Annotated in this window: 17 protein-coding genes; 6 read left to right on the top strand and 11 right to left on the bottom strand. The window is 69.5% G+C overall.

The window, feature by feature from the left end; translation table 11 throughout:
- Positions 1-20: 20 nt before the first annotated feature.
- Complete coding sequence (locus EDC36_RS06790) at positions 21-2,204, top strand: putative bifunctional diguanylate cyclase/phosphodiesterase (protein WP_132962487.1); 2,184 nt, start codon at positions 21-23, stop codon at positions 2,202-2,204.
- Positions 2,205-2,258: 54 nt separating this feature from the next.
- Here EDC36_RS06790 and EDC36_RS06785 read toward each other — a convergent pair whose 3' ends face one another.
- Positions 2,259-3,443, bottom strand: coding sequence for an MFS transporter (locus EDC36_RS06785; RefSeq protein WP_132962485.1), 1,185 nt, complete (start codon positions 3,441-3,443; stop codon positions 2,259-2,261).
- Positions 3,444-3,580: 137 nt separating this feature from the next.
- Between EDC36_RS06785 and gshA the strand changes: the two genes are divergently transcribed.
- Genes gshA through EDC36_RS06770 form a run of 3 tightly spaced genes read left to right on the top strand, consistent with a single transcriptional unit; the run spans position 3,581 to position 6,247 of the window.
- A complete protein-coding gene (gene gshA, locus EDC36_RS06780) occupies positions 3,581-4,876 on the top strand; it encodes a glutamate--cysteine ligase (protein WP_132962484.1) in 1,296 nt (431 codons plus the stop codon).
- Positions 4,869-5,852: a glutathione synthase gene (gene gshB / locus EDC36_RS06775; protein WP_132962483.1), complete on the top strand. Its 984-nt coding sequence runs from the start codon at positions 4,869-4,871 to the stop codon at positions 5,850-5,852. The genes gshA and gshB overlap by 8 nt, the downstream gene beginning before the upstream one ends.
- Positions 5,849-6,247, top strand: a complete 399-nt coding sequence (locus tag EDC36_RS06770) for a VanZ family protein (RefSeq protein WP_243646506.1) — start codon at positions 5,849-5,851, stop codon at positions 6,245-6,247. The genes gshB and EDC36_RS06770 overlap by 4 nt, the downstream gene beginning before the upstream one ends.
- On the opposite strand, the gene EDC36_RS06765 is transcribed toward EDC36_RS06770, so the two are convergent.
- From EDC36_RS06765 to EDC36_RS06745, 5 genes are all read right to left on the bottom strand, one after another.
- Complete coding sequence (locus tag EDC36_RS06765; RefSeq protein WP_132962481.1) at positions 6,216-6,548, bottom strand: DMT family transporter; 333 nt, start codon at positions 6,546-6,548, stop codon at positions 6,216-6,218. The genes EDC36_RS06770 and EDC36_RS06765 overlap by 32 nt on opposite strands.
- A 20-nt stretch (positions 6,549-6,568) precedes the next feature.
- Positions 6,569-7,396, bottom strand: coding sequence for an ABC transporter permease (locus EDC36_RS06760; protein WP_132962480.1), 828 nt, complete (start codon positions 7,394-7,396; stop codon positions 6,569-6,571).
- 26 nt (positions 7,397-7,422) lie between these two features.
- Positions 7,423-8,259 carry an ABC transporter ATP-binding protein gene (locus tag EDC36_RS06755; RefSeq protein ID WP_390616551.1) on the bottom strand — a complete coding sequence of 279 codons (837 nt, stop codon included), beginning with the start codon at positions 8,257-8,259 and terminating at the stop codon, positions 7,423-7,425.
- The gene (locus tag EDC36_RS06750; protein ID WP_132962477.1) at positions 8,237-9,268 is read right to left on the bottom strand and encodes an ABC transporter substrate-binding protein; all 1,032 of its coding nucleotides are present in this window, start codon (positions 9,266-9,268) and stop codon (positions 8,237-8,239) included. Before EDC36_RS06750 ends, EDC36_RS06755 begins: the two co-directional genes overlap by 23 nt.
- A gap of 96 nt (positions 9,269-9,364) precedes the next feature.
- Entirely contained in the window at positions 9,365-10,843 is a 1,479-nt protein-coding gene (locus EDC36_RS06745) for an MFS transporter (protein ID WP_390616595.1), read from the bottom strand.
- Positions 10,844-10,881: 38 nt separating this feature from the next.
- Here EDC36_RS06745 and pyrF point away from each other — a divergent pair, with 38 nt between their 5' ends.
- On the top strand, positions 10,882-11,724 hold the full coding sequence (gene pyrF / locus EDC36_RS06740) for an orotidine-5'-phosphate decarboxylase (RefSeq protein ID WP_132962476.1): 843 nt from the start codon (positions 10,882-10,884) through the stop codon (positions 11,722-11,724).
- Between the two features lie 10 nt (positions 11,725-11,734).
- Here pyrF and EDC36_RS06735 read toward each other — a convergent pair whose 3' ends face one another.
- From EDC36_RS06735 to sucC, 3 genes are all read right to left on the bottom strand, one after another.
- Entirely contained in the window at positions 11,735-12,532 is a 798-nt protein-coding gene (locus EDC36_RS06735; RefSeq protein WP_132962475.1) for a PP2C family protein-serine/threonine phosphatase, read from the bottom strand.
- A gap of 130 nt (positions 12,533-12,662) precedes the next feature.
- Positions 12,663-13,556 (bottom strand): succinate--CoA ligase subunit alpha, encoded by an 894-nt coding sequence (gene sucD, locus EDC36_RS06730; protein WP_132962474.1) that lies wholly within the window; start codon positions 13,554-13,556, stop codon positions 12,663-12,665.
- A gap of 20 nt (positions 13,557-13,576) precedes the next feature.
- The gene (gene sucC / locus EDC36_RS06725) at positions 13,577-14,746 is read right to left on the bottom strand and encodes an ADP-forming succinate--CoA ligase subunit beta (RefSeq protein WP_132962473.1); all 1,170 of its coding nucleotides are present in this window, start codon (positions 14,744-14,746) and stop codon (positions 13,577-13,579) included.
- A 146-nt stretch (positions 14,747-14,892) separates the two neighbouring features.
- Between sucC and argC the strand changes: the two genes are divergently transcribed.
- The gene (gene argC / locus EDC36_RS06720; RefSeq protein ID WP_132962588.1) at positions 14,893-15,813 is read left to right on the top strand and encodes an N-acetyl-gamma-glutamyl-phosphate reductase; all 921 of its coding nucleotides are present in this window, start codon (positions 14,893-14,895) and stop codon (positions 15,811-15,813) included.
- Positions 15,814-15,827: 14 nt separating this feature from the next.
- Here the strand turns inward: argC and EDC36_RS06715 are convergent, their stop codons facing one another.
- Both EDC36_RS06715 and EDC36_RS06710 read right to left on the bottom strand, forming a co-directional pair.
- Positions 15,828-16,781, bottom strand: coding sequence for an MBL fold metallo-hydrolase (locus EDC36_RS06715; protein ID WP_132962472.1), 954 nt, complete (start codon positions 16,779-16,781; stop codon positions 15,828-15,830).
- A 9-nt stretch (positions 16,782-16,790) separates the two neighbouring features.
- Positions 16,791-17,999: a GGDEF domain-containing protein gene (locus EDC36_RS06710; RefSeq protein ID WP_132962471.1), complete on the bottom strand. Its 1,209-nt coding sequence runs from the start codon at positions 17,997-17,999 to the stop codon at positions 16,791-16,793.
- Positions 18,000-18,027: the final 28 nt, after the last annotated feature.

Raw genomic sequence — 18,027 nt, 5'->3', positions numbered from 1 at the left:
CGATTCCCTGACCACGCGCCATGACCGACTTCACCGTGACCCTGCCCGGCGTGGCCAGCGCCGCCGCTGACGAGGCCGTGCGCAGCGGGCGGCTGTCGGTGGCGCAGTTGCTCGACGCGCTGCAGCATGCGTTTGTGGTGCTGGACGCGCAGGGTCGGGTGGTGGGCTACAACACATGCGCGTTGCAGATGCTGGAGTTGCCGGCCGAGCTGATGCAGCGCGCCCCCCTGATCGACGACGTGGTGCGCTGGCAAGCCGCGCGCGGCGACCTGAAAGGCGATCCCGAGCGGCTCATCGAGCGCGTCTGGCACCACCTGCGGGCCACCCGTGCCAGCGGCCAACCCCACGTGTACAGCTACACCACCGCCAGCGGGCGCACGCTGCAGGGCGCCACGGTGGCCGTGCCGGGCGGCGGTTGGGCACGGGTGTACACCGACATTTCCAGGCACGCGCAGGCGCTGGCGCAGTTGCGCGACAGCGAAGAGCGCTTCCGCAGCCTCACGGAGCTGTCGGCCGACTGGTATTGGGAATGGGACGCCCAAGGTCGCTACACCCGGCTGGAAGGGCGCGTGGTGCGCGAGCAGGGCATCGCGCCGACGTTCATGGGGCGCACGCCGTGGGAGGTGCCGGCGGCCAACCGTCCCAAGCCCGAGGACTGGAAGCCCCTGCGCGACGCCGTGGCGCAGGGCCGACCGTTCAAGCGTTTTGAGATTCAGCGCACCTTACCGGACGGGCGTACCTACTGGTTTGCCATCAGCGGCGAGCCGGTGCGCGACGCCGCGGGGCGCTGCGTCGGCTGGCGCGGCATCGGGCGCGACGTCACCGCGCGCAAGAGCGCCGAGGCCACCATCCAGCGGCTGGCCTATTACGATGACCTCACGGGGCTGCTCAACCGGCGCGCGTTCCAGGACCGCCTGCGTCAGGCGCAGGCCAGCAGCGTGCGCAGCGGCCAGTGGGCGGCGCTGCTGTTCATCGACCTGGACGACTTCAAGGACGTCAACGACGCCTATGGTCACGCGGCGGGCGATGCCCTGTTGCGCGCGTGCGCCGAGCGGCTGCGTGCCGCGGTACGGGCCGAAGATACGGTGGGGCGGCTGGGCGGCGACGAGTTCGTGGTGCTGCTGGAAGATTTGCACGCGCAGCCCGATCAGGCGGCGTGGCGCGCGCAGCACGTGGCCGAAAAAATCCGCCAGGTGGTGCAGCAGCCGGTCGTCGTCGACGCGCACGACCTGACCGTCACGCCCAGCATCGGCATCACGTTGTTTGCCGGTCAGGATGAGAGCGCCGCCGACATCCTGGGCCGCGCGGACTTGGCGATGTACCACTCCAAGGCCGCCGGGCGCAACGCGGTGCAGTTTTTTGACCCGTCGATGCAGGCCACCGTGGTGCAGCGTGCGACGCTGCAGCGCGAGCTGCGCCACGGCCTGCGCGACGGCGAGTTGTGCCTGTACGGTCAGCCCATCGTGGACGTACGTGCCCAGGTGTGCGCCCAGGAGGTGCTGCTGCGCTGGCACCACCCGACGCGGGGTCTGGTGCCGCCGGGCGAGTTCATCCCGGTGGCCGAGCAAAGCGGGTTGATCATCCCCCTGGGGCAGTGGGTGCTGCAGCGCGCCTGCGGCTTGCTGGCCGCGTGGGCGCACGACCCGCAGCGCGCTGGCTGGACGCTGGCCGTCAACCTGAGCGCACGCCAGTTGCGCCAACCCGACTTCGTCGACACCGTGCGCCGCGCGCTGCACGAGGCGGGTGCCGATGCACGCCGGCTCAAGCTGGAGCTGACCGAGAGCCAATTGCTGCACGACGTCGAGGACACCATCGCCAAGATGGAGGCGCTGGCGGCGCTGGGTATCCAGTTTGCGCTGGACGACTTTGGCACCGGGTACTCGTCGCTGGCGTACCTTAAGCGCTTGCCGCTGACGCAGCTCAAGATCGACCGCAGCTTCGTGCGTGACCTGCTGACCGATCCCAACGACGCCGCCATCGCCCGCACCATCCTGCAACTCGCGCAGAGCCTGGAGATGGACGTCGTGGCCGAGGGCGTGGAGACGGCGGAACAGTTCGAGGTGCTGCGCGCGATGGGTTGCCGGCTGTTCCAGGGTTACCACTTCGGACGGCCGGTCCCGCTGGAACCCGCGCAGCCGTTGGGGCCGACCCCGACCGGTTTTGGCGTCACCATCATCGGCGCCGCATCCCCATCCCCCGCCTGATGCGGGCGCGACCCGTTGGGGCGGTGGGCGGTGCCCGGGGTTTGATGCAAGCGCTCAGGCGCCCGTGCCCGCCGCCGCGGCGCGTTGCCGCCACGCCAGCATCCACAACGCCAGCGCCATCACGGCCACCGGCACGGTGGAGCCGACGTTGAGCCACCACCAGCCCTGCGTCGTCACCAACGCCCCCGACGCGAACGAGGTGAGCGCCATCGTTGCGAACACGCCGAAGTTGATCAACGCCTGGGCGCGGTCTTTTTCCTCGGGGCGGTAGGCCTGCATGGCCAGCGTGGTGCTGCCGGTGAACAAAAAATTCCACCCCACCCCCAGCAGGAACAGCGCCACCACGAACTGCTGCAGGTCTTGCCCCGACAACGCGATGGCGATGCACGCCGCGTTGAGCGCCACGCCCGCGCCCATCACACGCAGCACGCCCCAGCGCTTGATCAGGTGGCCGGTGACAAAGCCGGGGGCGAACATGCCGATCACGTGCCACTCCAGCACCAAGGCCGCGTCGCTGAACGGCATGCCACAGGTTTGCATGGCCAGTGGCGTGGCGGCCATCAGCAGGTTCATGACCCCGTAGCCCAGCGCGGCCCCGAGCGCGGCCACGGCAAACCGTGGCTCGCGCAGCAGCGCCCAGGCGTTGCGGCCGCTGGCCCGTGGGCCGGCGGGGCGTGGCGGCTCGGCTGGGAAGCGGATCGCCGCCATGATCACCATCGACACCAGCGCCACCACGGCCAACGCCAAGTACGCCCCCAGAAACGGCACGCCCAGCACGTCGCGTGTGTGGTTGGCCAGGTTGGGGCCGGCGATGGCGCCGATCAAACCGCCGGCCAGCACCAGCGAGACGGCTTTTTCGCGCTCGCTTGGGGCGGCCAGCTCGCCGGCGGCAAAGCGGTACAGCTGCCCGTTGGCGCTGTAGTAGCCGGCCACCACGGTGGCGGTCACCAGCAGCGCAAAACTGCCCAGCCACACCGCCCAGGCCGCCAGCAAGGCTGACCCCAGCGCCACCAGCAAGCCGAGCTGAAACGCGCGCTGGCGGCCCCACCGCGCCTGGGCGCGCGCCACCCAACCGGTGGACAGCGCCCCGCCCACCACGTAGCCCATCACCGGCAGCGTGGCCATCCAACCCGCGGGCGCCAGCTGCAGCCCCACCAGCCCGTTGATGGCGATGAACACCACGTTGTTGGTCAGAAACAGGCCTTGCGCGGCGGCCAGCAGCCACAGGTTGCGGTTCATGGGGCGCTGTTATAGCGCATAGCGGTTGGCGGCAGCGCCGCCGGCTGGGGCTTCCGCGGGGCGGGGAGCTTTCTACAATGCAGCCCATCGCGCCCTCGCTTGCGCCTGGGCATCCACAACGCGCAGGAGGACACCCCATGGTTCCGCACCTCGTCACCGCGCTGACCGGCCCCATCAACGAGCTGGAGCAGCGCATCCTCGAGTCCACCCCGGTCATTGAGCGCTGGTTTCGCCTGGAATGGATGGAGCACACGCCGCCGTTTTACACCTCGGTGGATATTCGCAACGCTGGCTTCAAACTGGCCCCGGTGGACACCAACCTGTTTCCCGGCGGCTGGAACAACCTGACCAACGAAATGCTGCCGCTGGCCGTGCAGGCGGCCATGGCGGCGATCGAAAAAATCTGCCCCGAGGCCAAAAACCTGTTGCTGGTGCCGGAAAACCACACCCGCAACATGTTTTACCTGATGAACGTGGCGCAGTTGCAGCGCATTTTTTATTCGGCCGGGCTCAACGTGCGCATCGGCTCGCTCAACCCCGAGGTCAAGGAACCCACGCCGATCGACCTGCCCAACGGCGAGCGCATCGTGCTGGAGCCCATCATCCGCCAGGGGCGCCGCATCGGCCTGAAGCACTTCGACCCGTGCACCATTCTGCTCAACAACGACCTCAGCGCTGGCGTGCCGGGCATGCTGGAGGACCTGCACGAGCAGTACGTGCTGCCCCCGCTGCACGCGGGCTGGCACGTGCGGCGCAAGAGCAACCACTTCCGCGCTTACGAGGAGGTTGCCAAGCGCTTTGGCAAGTTGGTCGGCATCGACCCGTGGCTGATCAACCCCATGTTCGCGCACTGCGGCCAGGTCAACTTTGCCGAAGGCACGGGGTTTGAGTGCCTGCAGTCCAACGTCGACGCGCTGCTGACCAAAATCCGCCGCAAGTACAAGGAGTACGGCATCCAGGAGCGGCCCTTCGTCGTCGTCAAGGCCGACAACGGCACCTACGGCATGGGGGTGATGATGGTGCGCGACGCCGCGGAACTGAGCAACCTCAACCGCCGCACCAAGAACAAAATGAATGTCATCAAGGACGGCCAGCAGGTCAGCGACGTCATCATCCAGGAGGGCGTCATGACGCACGAGCGCATCCACGACGCCGTGGCCGAGCCGGTGGTGTACATGATGGACCGCTACGTGGTTGGGGGGTTTTACCGCGTGCACGCCGAGCGCGGCGTGGACGAAAACCTCAACGCCCCTGGCGCCAGCTTTGTGCCCCTGGCGTTCGAAAAAAGCGCGCTGCAGCCGCAGCCCGGCAGCAAACCCGGGGCCAGTGTGCCCAACCGGTTTTACATGTACGGCGTGGTGGCGCGGCTGGCCATGTTGGCCGCGGCCTACGAGCTGGAAGCCACCGACCCGGAGGCCGAGCACGATGCCTGAGCCAGCGTTCTGGCACGGTCGGCGCGTGCTGGTGGTGGCCGACCCGCTGCACACCTTCGTCACCTACAAGGATAGCACCTACGCGATGATGCGCGAACTGGCGCGCCGCGGGGCCCGGCTGGCCGCGTGCGAGCCGCAGCACCTGCAGTGGGGCAGCGGCGGCCCGGTGACGGCGTGGGTGCGCGACCTCGAGCTGCGCGACGACGCGCACGATTGGTTCCACGTGTGCGCGCAGGCGCGCGAGCCGCTGCACAGCTTCGATGCGGTGCTGATGCGCAAGGACCCCCCGTTCGACGCCGAATATTTCTACGCCACGCACCTGCTGCAGCAGGCTGAGCGCGACGGCGCGCGCGTGTTCAACGCCCCGGCCGCGCTGCGTGACCACCCGGAAAAGCTGGCGGTGATGGAGTTTGCCGCGTTCGCGCCGCCGACGCTGGTGACGCGCTCGGCCGAGGCGATCCGTGCCTTTCATGCCGAGCACCGTGACATCATCCTCAAGCCGCTGGATGGCATGGGCGGGCGCGGCATTTTCCGCGTCGGACCGGATGGCCTCAACCTCGGCGCGATCGTCGAGACGCTGACCCAGCACGGCCACACCACGATCATGGTGCAGCGCTTCGAGCCCGCCATCGCGCAGGGCGACAAGCGCGTGCTGATCATCGGCGGCGAAGCGGTGCCGTACGCGCTGGCGCGCATCCCCCAAGGCGGCGAGGTGCGCGGCAACCTGGCCGCCGGAGGCAAGGGGGTGGCGCAGCCGCTGACCGAAGCGGAGTGGGCGATTGCCCGCGCGCTGGGGCCGACGCTGGCGGCGCGTGGTCTGCTGCTGGTGGGGTTGGACGTCATCGGCGGCTACCTGACCGAGGTCAACGTCACCAGCCCGACGTGCTTTCAGGAAATCACCCAGCAAACGGGGTTCGATGTCGCGGCGCGCTTCGTCGACGCTTTGCAGGCGGCGCTGACGCCGGCCCAGGGATGACCACGATGGGTCGTGGTGGCGCTGGCCCGGTCAGGCCGACGGTGTGGCGGGGGCTGTTCCTGCTGTGGGCGGGCGGGGTGACGGTGCTGTCCTTGACGCCGGTGCAGCACCTGCCACCCCAGGTGTTCGACGTGTGGGACAAAGCGCAGCACGCGCTGGCCTTCGCCGCGCTGGCGGTGTTGGCCCGGCTGGCGTGGCCTCAGGCGCACACGGCCAAGGTGGTGCTGGCGTTGCTGGCGCACGGCGCGGCCATCGAGGTGGCCCAAGCCGCCACCGGCTGGCGCCATGGGGACGTGGCCGACTGGATCGCCGATGCGGTGGGCGTGGCGCTGGGCTGGGTCGGGTTGACCGTGGCACGCGGCCTCAGTGCGACGTGGCGCGCGACACGAGGTTGAGCACCAGCACACCGGCGACGATCAGCCCGATGCCGACCCAGCCGGCCAGGTCGATCCGCTGACCGTACAGCACCGCGGCGGCCAACGTGATCAGCACGATGCCCAGCCCCGACCACACCGCGTAGGTGATGCCCACGGGGATGTGACGCAACACCAGGGACAGGCAGTAAAACGACACCCCGTAGCCCACCACGACCACGAGAGACGGCTGCCACCGCGTCAAGCCGTCGCTGGCTTTGAGCGCCGTGGTGGCGATCACCTCGCTGACGATGGCCAGCGCCAGCAACAGCCACGGTTTCATCGTTCCTGCGTTGGCGTCCATCAGAGTTTTTCGGTTTCGCCGGCCTTGGGCTGCCAAGTGAGGAGCCGCCGCTCGACGCGCCCGACCAGGGCATCCAGCACCAGGGCGAACGCGGTCAGCACCAGGATGCCCGCCATCACCGTGTTGATGTCGAAGGTGCCTTCGGCCTGCAGAATCAGGTAGCCCACGCCTTGGCTGGAGCCCAGGTATTCGCCCACCACCGCCCCCACGAAGGCCAGCCCAACCGAGGTGTGCAGCGAGCTGAACACCCAGCTCGTGGCGCTGGGCAGGTAAACGTAGCGCAGCAACTGGCGTGGGCTGGCGCCCAGCATACGCGCGTTGGCCAGCACCACCGGGCTGACTTCCTTGACGCCTTGGTAGACGTTGAAAAAGACGATGAAGAACACCAGCGTCACGCCCAGCGCCACTTTGGAGCCGATGCCCAGCCCGAACCACACCGAAAAGATCGGCGCCAGGATGATGCGCGGCATCGAGTTGAGCGCTTTGATGTAGGGCTCCAGGATCGCCGAGGCCATGGGCGACAGCGCCAGCCACAGCCCGGCGGCCAGCCCGGCGACCGAGCCGATGCCGAACGCCAGCAAGGTCTCGGCCAGCGTGACACCCAAGTGACGGTAGATGTCGGCGTCCACGACGAACCAGACCCAGATGCGCTGCAGCACCTTGAGCGGCTCACCAAAGAAAAACGCCGCTTGGCGGTCGTTGTCGAACAGCAACGGCGGGATCAACCCGGGCTGCGTGAGCACATGCCACAGCACGAACAGCACCGCCAGCAACCCGATCTGCCACAGACGCAGGTTGCCAGGGCGGGGGCGCATGCGGGACCACATCGTGTCGTCGTCTCCTTCGGTGGGGGTCAGGCGGCGCGCAACTGCTGCTGGTAGCCTTTGAGCACTTCGTCGCGCAGCACCGCCCAGATAGCGGCGTGCAGCTCCAAAAAGCGCGGCGTCACTTTGACTTCGGCCACGTCGCGCGGGCGCGGGATGTCGATGGCGAAAGCGCCGATGGGGCGTGCCGCCGGGCCGGCGCTCATCACCACCACGCGGTCGCTCATCGCGATGGCCTCGTCCAGATCGTGGGTGATGAACAGCACCGCCTTGCGCTTGGCCTGCCACAGCGCCAGCAGCTCGTTTTCCATCAACTGCCGGGTCTGGATGTCCAGCGCTGAGAAGGGCTCGTCCATCAGGATGATGTCGGGGTCCAGCGCCAGCACCTGCGCCAGGCTTGTGCGCTTGCGCATGCCGCCGCTCATTTGGTGCGGGTAGCGGTCGCCGAAGGCGCCCAGGCCGACCCGGCGCAACCACGCTTGGGCCAGCGCACGCGCGTCGGCCGCCGGCGTGCCGCGAAACTCCAGCCCCGCCATCACGTTGCCCAGCGCCGTGCGCCACGGCATCAGGCTTTCGGCTTGGAACATGTAGCCAGCGCGGGTGTTGAGGCCCACCAGCGGCTGGCCAAAGACGCGCACCGTGCCGCGGCTGGGCGCCAGCAGCCCTGCCGCGACGTTGAGCAACGTGCTCTTACCACAGCCGGTGGGGCCGACCACGCTGACAAACTCGCCCGCACCGACGGTCAGGTCCACCCCCTGCACCGCGGTGTAGCGCTGCCCGGGGGCGTCTGGGCTGATGAAGGTGCAGGCCACGTCCTGCAGCTCGATCGCCGGAGTCGTCACGTCAGCCCTTGGGGTACTTGGCATTGGCCTTGTGCGCGAAGGCGTTGGTGTAGGTGGCGGCCAGGTCCAACTTGGCACTGGCCAGCTTGTCGTCCACGCTGGCCAGCGCACGCAGGGCCGTTTCGGGCCCCTTGGGCGGGATCAGCCCGTCGGGCGACAGCGCGGGCTTGGCGGCGAGGAAGCCGTCGATGTACACCGCCCGGTCACCCAGCAGGTAGCTTTCGGGCACAACCTTGATGATGTCGCCCGGACCGGCTTGCTGGATCCACTTGTTGGCGCGCACCATGGCGTTGGTCAGGGCCTGCACCGTCGCGGGATGCTTGTCGACGAAGGTCACCGGAGCGTACAGGCAGCCCGCCGGCATCGGGCCGCCAAAGACTTTTTCAGCCTCGGCGGGCTTGCGCGTGTCCACCACCACCTGCAGGTCACCCGAGCGCTGCAGCAGCGTGATGACCGGGTCCAGGTTGCTGATGGCATCGATTTGCCCGGCCCGCATGGCCGCCACCGCCCCGTTGCTCGCCCCCACCCCGATGACGCTGACGTCACTGGGTTTGAGCCCCGCCTTGGCCAGCACGAAGTTGAGCATGATGTGCGTGGAGCTGCCCGGGGCCGTGACACCAATCTTTTTGCCTTTGAGGTCGGCCACGGTCTTGAAACCCGGCAGCGTCTTGGGGTTGACGCCCAGCACGATCTGCGGCGCCAGCCCCTGCAGCACGAAGGCACGCATCGGCTGCCCCTTGGCCTGCATGTTGACGGTGTGCTCGAAGGCACCCGAGACCACGTCGGCGCTGCCACCCACCACGGCTTGCAGCGCACGGGCGCCGCCGGCGAAGTCGACGATGGTGACGTCCAGTCCCTCGGCCTTGAAGTAGCCGAGCTGCTCAGCGATCGTCAGTGGCAGGTAGTACAAGAGGTTTTTGCCCCCGACCGCGATCGTGACCTTGGGCTTTTCCAGCGCCTGGGCGTGCCCCCAGGGGCTGATGTTGACCGTGGTCAGGGCGGCGGCCGTGGCCAGCAGTTGGCGTCGTCGCATGGTGGTTGTCTCCTCAGCAAAATGGCCGTGCTTGGGCACCCGAACACTGTAGCGTAAAACTCCGGGCCGGCGTGTCGTGTCGGCGTGGCGCGGGGGTCAGCGCTGGGGCGCCAAAGCGCGTGCGCTGACCAGGGCCAACGCGCACACGGCCGTCAGCAGCCCGAACGTTTCGGCGAACGCGGCCAGGCGCGCCTCGGTCAGCACCGCGCTGGCCGCGTCCAGGGTGGCCCCGTGCGCACGCAAACGCCACTCCAGAAACACCCCGCACACGCTCACCCCTGCGGCGCCGCCCAGCATGCGCAGCACGTTGATGGCGCTGGAGCCCTGCGCCAGCGCCGCTGCGGGCAGGCCGCGCATCGCCCCGAGGTTGAGCGAGGGCAGCACGAACCCAAGGCCCACGCGCCCCAGCACCGCCAGCAGCACCAGCACCGGCAATGGCGTGTCCAGCCCAACCAGCCCGAAGGCGGCGAACGAGGCTGTCAGCAGGGCCAACCCCACGCTGACGAGGCGGTGGGCCGGTTGGCGGTCGGCCAAGCGGCCCACGACGGCGATGGTCAGCGCCAGCACCAACCCCGCCGGCAGCAGCAACGTGCCTACGTAGGCCGCGGGCAGGCCCAGGCCGAGCTGCAGGTACACCGGAAACAGGTAGGTGGACCCAAACAGGGCCGCGCCGTAGATCAGCGACACCACGCTGCCGGCGGCAAACGCCCGGTGCGTGAACACGCCCAGGTGCATCAGCGGCGGCGGCGCGCCCAGACGCGCCCGGCGGCGTTGCCAGGCCACGAACGCGGCCAGCAGCGCCACGGCGGCCGCCAGCAGCGCCGTGGTCTGCGCCGGAGGTCCCCCGTGCAACCCTGCCAGGCCCAGCAGCAAGGCCAGGGTGGCCGCCGAGGCCAGCCCCAGCCCACCCACGTCCAGCGGCAGCCCCGGCTGGGCCGGCACGCCGCCGGGCGCGGTCACCGGCACGTAGCGCCGCGCCAGCCACCACGACAACAGGCCGAACGGCACCACGAGGAAAAAAATCGAGCGCCACCCCAGCGCCTGCACCAGCACGCCGCCCACGCTGGGGCCCAACGCTGGCGCCAACACCACCCCCATGCCGAACAGGCCGCTGGCGCGCCCTTGTTCGTGGGGCTCGAACGCACGCAGGATGATGACGGCCGGAATGGGCTGCACGATGCCAGCGGCCACCCCCTCGGCCAACCGGGCGGCCAGCACCAGCGCGTAGTGGTCGGCCAGCCCCCCCACGACCCCGCCGGCCACCAGCACCGCCATGCACAGCACGTAGGTGCGCCGAAAACCAAACCGCGCCAGCATCCAGGGCGTGGTCAGCATCGCCACCACCGACGCCGCCATGAACCCCGAGGTGACCCACTGCGCCTGGTCTTGCCCGAGGTGAAAGTGGTGGCTCAGGTCGGGGATGGCGACGTTGACCACGGTGGACGACACCAGCGCCGCCATCGCGCCGATCATCACCGACAGCAGCAACCGCCAGCGGTAGCGCGGTCCGTAGCGCGCACGCAGCGCGTGCAGGCTGCCCGGGGGGTGGGGGGGAGGCGGCGGCGCGTCGGTCAGGCTCACGCCGCCATCGTAGCGGCTTCTACAATGCCGGCATGAGCTTTGTTGACATGCTGCTGCGCGCCGAGGCGCGCCACCGTTCGCGCCTGTGCGTGGGGCTCGACCCGGACCCGGGCCGGCTGCCGGGCCGCTGGCGCGGCGACGCGGCGCACCTGTACGATTTTTGCGCCGCCATTGTGGACGCCACCGCCGACCTGGTGTGCGCCTACAAGCCGCAGATCGCCTACTTCGCCGCGTGCGGCGCCGAGGACCAGCTCGAGCGCCTGATGGCGCACATCCGGGTGACGGCGCCCGAGGTGCCGATCATCCTCGACGCCAAGCGCGGCGACATCGGCAGCACGGCCGAGCAGTACGCGCGCGAGGCCTTCGAGCGCTACGGCGCGGATGCGGTGACGTTGTCACCGTTCATGGGCTTCGATTCCATCGAGCCGTACCTGCGCTACCCGGGCAAGGGGGTGTTTTTGCTGTGCCGCACCAGCAACCCCGGCGGCGATGACCTGCAGGCGCAGCGGCTGGCCGACGTGCCGGGCCAGCCGCGGCTGTACGAACATATTGCCACGCTGGCCCAGGGGCCGTGGAACCGCAACGGCCAGATGGGCCTGGTGGTGGGCGCGACGTACCCGACCGAGATTGAGCGTGTACGGGCGCTGGCGCCCACGGTGCCGCTGTTGATCCCCGGCGTCGGGGCGCAAGGGGGGGATGCCGCCACCACGGTGCGCGCCGGTTGGCGTGGCGACGCCCTCGGTCGCACCACCGGGCCGGTGGTGGTCAACTCGTCGCGCGCCATTCTGTACGCCAGCGGGGGCGAGGACTTCGCCACCGCCGCGCGCGCCGAGGCCGAGCGCACGCGCGCGGCGCTGTGGCTGGCGCCGGCCTGACCTGCGTCGGTCAGGCCCCGCAGCGGCGCGCCGGGGGCGTGGCCTGTGGCGGTGTTGGCCCGGCCGGGCTGCAGCGCACGAGCGCCACGGAGATGTTGTCGCGCCCCCCAGCCTCGTTGGCCGCTTGCACCAGGCGCTGCGCGGCCTCGTCCAACGGGCCGTGGGCGCGCAACACGGCGGCGATCGCGGGGTCGTCGAGCGCGTCGGTCAGACCGTCGGTGCACAGCAGCAGGGTGTCGCCGGCGGCCAGGTCGAACTCGGCCACGTCCGCCCACAGCATCGGCCCCACGCCGACCGCGCGTGTGACCAGGTTGCGGTAGCCGGCGGCGCGCGCGAGTTCCGGTGGCAGCAGCCCGGCGTCGATGTGCTGCTGCACCAGCGAATGGTCGCGCGTGAGCAACGCCAACTGACCCTGGCGCAGCCGGTACAGGCGCGAGTCGCCGACGTGCGCCACCACCGCGTGGGCGTTCGGGCTGAGCAGCACCGCCACGACGGTCGTGGCCATGCCGCGCTGGGCGGGGTGTTGTTGGGCGTGCGCCCACACCGTGTGGTTGGCCGAGCCAAGGGCGTCTTGCAACCGCTGCGCCGCCGGGGCATCGGCCGGTGCGTAGGTCAGCGCGGCGCGCAGGCCGTCGCAGCACAGGCGGCTGGCCACTTCGCCGGCGTTGTAGCCCCCCATGCCATCGGCCACCACGACCAAGCCCAGCGCGGGGTCGATCAGCACGGCGTCTTCGTTGTTGGCGCGCACCCGCCCCGGGTCCGAGGCGCAGGCGTACTGAAACGTCAAGGGGGCGGCGGGCGTCGGCATCGTGGCCCGCAGTGTAGCGCGGGCGCCAGCCAGCCGGCCGCAACAACAAGCCCCGCCGCAGCGGGGCTGGCGTGGTTGATGGCGAAGGCGCACGACGTGCGGCTGCACGCCCCCGCCGTGGCGCAGCGCCTTACAGCAAGCTCTTGAGCAGCTTGCCCATCTCGGACGGGTTGCGCGTGACCTTGAAGCCGCACTCCTCCATGATGGCGAGCTTGGCTTCGGCGGTGTCGGCGCCGCCCGAAATCAGCGCCCCGGCGTGGCCCATGCGCTTGCCCGGGGGCGCGGTGACGCCGGCGATGAAGCCCACGACCGGCTTTTTCATGTGGTCCTTGCACCAGCGCGCGGCTTCGGCCTCGTCCGGACCGCCGATTTCGCCGATCATGATGACGGCGTCCGTGTCGGGGTCGTCGTTGAACATCTTCATCACGTCGATGTGCTTGAGGCCGTTGATCGGGTCACCGCCGATGCCCACCGCCGAGCTTTGGCCCAGGCCCAGCTCGGTGAGTTGCGCCACGGCCTCGTAGGTCAGCGTGCCCGAGCGCGACACCACGCCGATGCGGCCCTTGCGGTGGATGTGGCCGGGCATGATGCCGATCTTGATCTCGTCGGGCGTGATCAGGCCCGGGCAGTTGGGGCCCAGCAGCAGGGTTTTCTTGCCGCCGGCGGCCTCCTTGGCCTTCATCTTGTTGCGCACCATCAGCATGTCGCGCACGGGGATGCCCTCGGTGATGCACACCACCAGGTCCAGGTCGGCTTCGACGGCCTCCCAGATGGCGTCGGCCGCGCCGGCCGGCGGCACGTAAATCACGCTGACGGTGGCGCCGGTGGCTTCCTTGGCTTCGCGCACGCTGGCGTAGATGGGGATGCCCTCGAAGTCCTCACCGGCCTTCTTGGGGTTGACGCCAGCGACGAAGCAGTGTTTGCCGTTGGCGTAGTCGCGGCACATGCGCGTGTGGAACTGGCCGGTCTTGCCCGTGATGCCTTGGGTGATGACCTTGGTGTTCTTGTCGATCAGGATGGACATGGTGTGCAACTCCGAACGCTTCACTTGGCCCCGGCGGCCGCGGCGACCACCTTTTGCGCCGCTTCGGCCATCGTGTCGGCGCTGATGATGGGCAGGCCCGATTCGGCCAACATCTTTTTGCCCAGGTCTTCGTTGGTGCCCTTCATGCGCACCACCAGCGGCACCTTCAGGCCGACCGCGCGCGCCGCGGCGATGACGCCCTCGGCGATGACGTCGCAGCGCATGATGCCGCCAAAGATGTTGACCAGGATGGCCTTGACGTTGGGGTTGCGCAGCATGATCTTGAAGGCCTCGGTGACCTTCTCGGTGGTGGCGCCGCCGCCGACGTCGAGGAAGTTGGCCGGCTCACCGCCAAACAGCTTGATGGTGTCCATCGTGGCCATGGCCAGACCGGCGCCGTTGACCAAGCAGCCGATGTTGCCGTCCAGGCTGATGTAGGCCAGGTCGTATTTGCTGGCCTCGACCTCGGCCGGGTCTTCTTCGTCGAGGTCGCGCAGCGCCACGATTTCGGGGTGACGGAACAGCGCGTTGGAGTCGAAGTTGAACTTGGCGTCCAGCGCGATCAGGTTGCCCTTGCTGTCGCGGTTGAGCGGGTTGATCTCGACCAGCGAGGCGTCCGTCTCCATGTAGCAGCGGTACAGGTTTTTGAACAACGGCACCGCTTGCTGGGCCGTGTGGCCTTCCATGCCGATGCCCTGCGCCAGTTGCTGCGCTTGCTCATCGGTCAGACCCACCAGCGGGTCGATGAAGATCTTGACGATTTTGTCGGGCGTCTTGGCGGCCACCTCCTCGATGTCCATGCCGCCTTCGCTGGAGGCGATCATGGCCACCTTCTGCGTGGCACGGTCGGTCAGCACCGAGACGTAGTACTCCTTGCCGATGTCGGCGCCCTCTTCGATGTACAGGCGGCGCACCTTTTGGCCTTCGGGGCCGGTTTGGTGCGTCACCAACTGCATGCCCAGCATCTTGCTGGCGAGTTCGCGCACCTCGTCGATGCTGCGCGCGAGCTTGACGCCACCGCCTTTGCCGCGTCCGCCGGCGTGGATCTGGGCCTTGACGACCCACACCGGGCCGCCCAGTTTTTGGGCGGCTTCCACCGCCTCTTGCACCGTGAACGCCGGGATGCCACGCGGCACCGGCACGCCGTATTGACGCAAGATGTCCTTGCCTTGGTACTCGTGAATCTTCATGGGAGTCGAGGTCCGTTGGGGGGCAAACGGCAAAACTGTATCATGGTGCGCTGCACCAACCTGAAACGACGCTGACATGCCTGGGCACCGTCGCGCGCCGCGATGGTACGCCCATGCGCAAGGCTGCTTCCCCCGGGGGTATTCTCATGCACCGCATCTTCATCGACGGCGAGGCCGGCACCACCGGGCTGCAGATCCGCCAACGGCTGCAAGCCATCGCCGGCCTGGAGCTGCTGGCCATCGCGCCCGAGCAGCGCAAAGACCCGCAGGCCAAGCGCGCGTTGATGGCGCAGGCCGATCTGGTCATCCTGTGTCTGCATGACGATGCGGCGCGCGAGTCGGTGGCGATGATCGATGCGTTGCGCGCCGACCGCGGGCGCGCGCCGCGCGTCATCGACGCGTCCACCGCGCACCGGGTGGCGCCGGGGTGGGTGTACGGCTTCGCCGAACTCGCGCCCGGGCAGGCCGAGGCCATCCGCAGCGCCGACCGTGTGGCCAACCCCGGCTGCTACGCCACCGGCGCCATCGCGCTGATCCGACCGTTGGTCGAGGCGGGCTTGGTGCCGCCCGACCACCCGCTGTGCCTGCCCAGCGTCAGCGGCTACACGGGCGGGGGGCGTGCGATGATCGAGGCCTACGAGTCGGGCCAGGCGCCTGCGTTCGAGCTGTACGCGCTGGGCCTCAACCACAAGCACCTGCCGGAGATCATGGCCTACACCGGCCTGCGTCGCCGCCCGCTGTTCGTGCCGTCGGTGGGCAACTTCGCGCAGGGCATGCTGGTGCAACTGCCGTTGCACCTGGAGACGCTGCCGGGCACGGTGCGCGTGCACGACCTGCACGAGGCGCTGGCGGCGCACTACGCCGGCAGCACCTGGGTGCGCGTGCTGCCCCCCACCGAAGACGGCAAGCTCGACGCCGTCGCGCTGGCGGGGCAGGATCACCTGGAGCTGCGCGTCTTCGGCAACGAGCAACACCGCCACGCGGTGCTGGTGGCGCGGCTGGACAACCTGGGCAAAGGCGCCAGCGGTGCGGCGGTGCAAAACCTGCGCTTGATGCTGGGCGTCTGAGGCCGCGGTGGCCATCAGGCGTCGATCAGCACCCCTGCAGCAACGCGTGCGGCCCCGCTGGTGCACAGCTCGTCGATCAAGCCGCGCAGCCAGACGTCGAAAGGCGGTTGGCCGCCGTCAGCGGCGTGCAGCCGCACCAGGTAGGGCACCTCGCGCGCCCAGCCCAGCACGTCGGCCAACGGGCGACGCTGCCACTGCAGCAGCTTGAACTTGAGCAGCACCTTGAGGCCGTGGCGACGGTGGCGCGCGGGGTCGGCGCGAAACGCCTGCAGGCGCTGCCGCGCAACCTCCAGGGCGGCGGCCACCGGGGCGGCGGGGCCGGGCCCACGGTGGCTGGCGTCGCCAAACGGGCTGCCGTGGCCGGGGATGACGATGCACGGCGCCAGCGCTTCGATGACGTTGAGCGTGGCGGCGACGGCATCAAAGCCCGGCTCGCCGTCCAGTTCCGGAAAGACCACGCCAAAGCCGTGTTGCCACAGCGCGTCGCCGCTGATCAGGGTGCGTGAGTCCGGCTCGAACAGCATCACGGCGTCGGGGTCGTGCCCGGGGGCGGCGTGCACCTGCCAGTGGTGGTGGCCCAGCGGCACCGTGGAGCCGGGCGGCAGCACGGCGTCGAAGCGAAAGCGCGCGCAGCACTGCCCGGTGGCGCGGTAGCTCAGGCGCGCCTCGTCCCACACCCGCACGGCCTCGGCTTGCCCGGGGGGAATGGCGGTGTGCAGCCCTGGGTAGCGTGCCTGCAGCGCGGCGTTGCCGCCGCAGTGGTCGCTGTGCAGGTGGGTGTTGAGCAGCCGCTGCAAGGGGCGCCCGCCCAGCGCGTGCTCGACCAGCGCCAGCGTCTGCGCCGCGTGCGTGACGTAGCCGCTGTCCACCAGCGCCGTGCCGTGCGCGCCGTCGAACACGATGTTGTTGGCCGACAGCCAGCCGCGCTCCAGCACGCGCACACCGGGGGGTAGGGCAAGGCTGGGCATCGCGGCGGCTCAGGCGGTGGCGGCGGTCCCGCTCGTGGGCGCCACCGCGGGCGGAGCCGGCGCATCGGCGGGTGCGCACACCACGCGATCGCGGCCGTGCGTCTTGGCGTCGTACAGGGCGGCGTCGGCGCGCGCAATGGTGGCTTCCAGCGCGCCGCCGGGGTCAGCGTGCGGGTCGTGGCCGTTCATTTGGGCCACGCCGATGCTGACCGTGTAAGCCGGCAGCCCCGCCCCCAGCGCTTGGGCGCGGATGCGCTCGGCCAGGGCGCAAGCGGCCTCAGTACCGGTGTCGGGCAGCAGCACGACAAATTCCTCGCCCCCGTAGCGGCCGAAGCGGTCGGTGGCGCGCAGCGACTGGCGCACGCGCTGCGCAAAGTCGCGCAGCACGCGGTCACCCATGGGGTGGCCGTGGGTGTCGTTGATGCGCTTGAAGTGGTCCAGGTCCAGCATCAGCAGCGTCAGCGGGCCGCCCTGACGCCGCTGGCGCAGCACCTCGTGCAGCGCCGCGTTCCACCACGCCGCCCGCGTCATGGCGCCGGTTAGGCTGTCGTGCGAGGCCAGTTCGCGGATGTGCTGCTGCAAGCGCTGCTGCGACAGCAGCACGAACCCGATACCCTCGCCCAGCAGGGCAAAGGCGTAGCTGATCAAGTACACGTTTTGCAGCGGGCTGGGGATGAGCAGGTCGCTGTCAGCCGCTTCCATGGGCGCCGTGGCGCTGCGCACGACCAACGCGACGATGCTGAACGCGATCCAGAACGATAGAAACTGGCTGGCGAAGGTGCTGCGGTCGTGCCGCCACACCACGCGCAGGTGCGCCCATTGCACCAGGGCCATCAGGCCGGGCACCACGGTCAGGCGCACCGCGTAGTGCGGCCACACGGCGCTGAACAGCAGCAGAACCAGCGCGCAGGCCGCCAGCAACGCCCATGGCCAGCGCGGCAACGGCTCGCCCCAGTAGCGGCACGTGCCCAAGTACATGGCCGTCATGCCGCCGATGACCAACACGTTGCCTAGCACGATGCTGACGGGCGCGCCGATGATGCCGCGCAAGGCCAGCAGCACGGTGCCCACGAAGATGGCCAGCGGCCCCACGCTCCACCACTGGGCTGCGCCCAGCAGCGCGCGGTTTTGCCGCCAGACGTGCTGCAACACCACCGAGGTCAGCACCCCGATGGCGCCCAGCAGCAGCACCAACGCCCGCAAATCCAGCTCGCCCATGGCCACCCCATCCCACGCGTCCAGCGCT

The sequence above is a fragment of the Tepidimonas ignava genome, from assembly GCF_004342625.1.
Taxonomy (GTDB): domain Bacteria; phylum Pseudomonadota; class Gammaproteobacteria; order Burkholderiales; family Burkholderiaceae_C; genus Tepidimonas; species Tepidimonas ignava.
The sequence above is the reverse complement of the archived record's forward strand: the minus strand, read 5'-3'. Positions and strand labels throughout refer to the sequence as shown.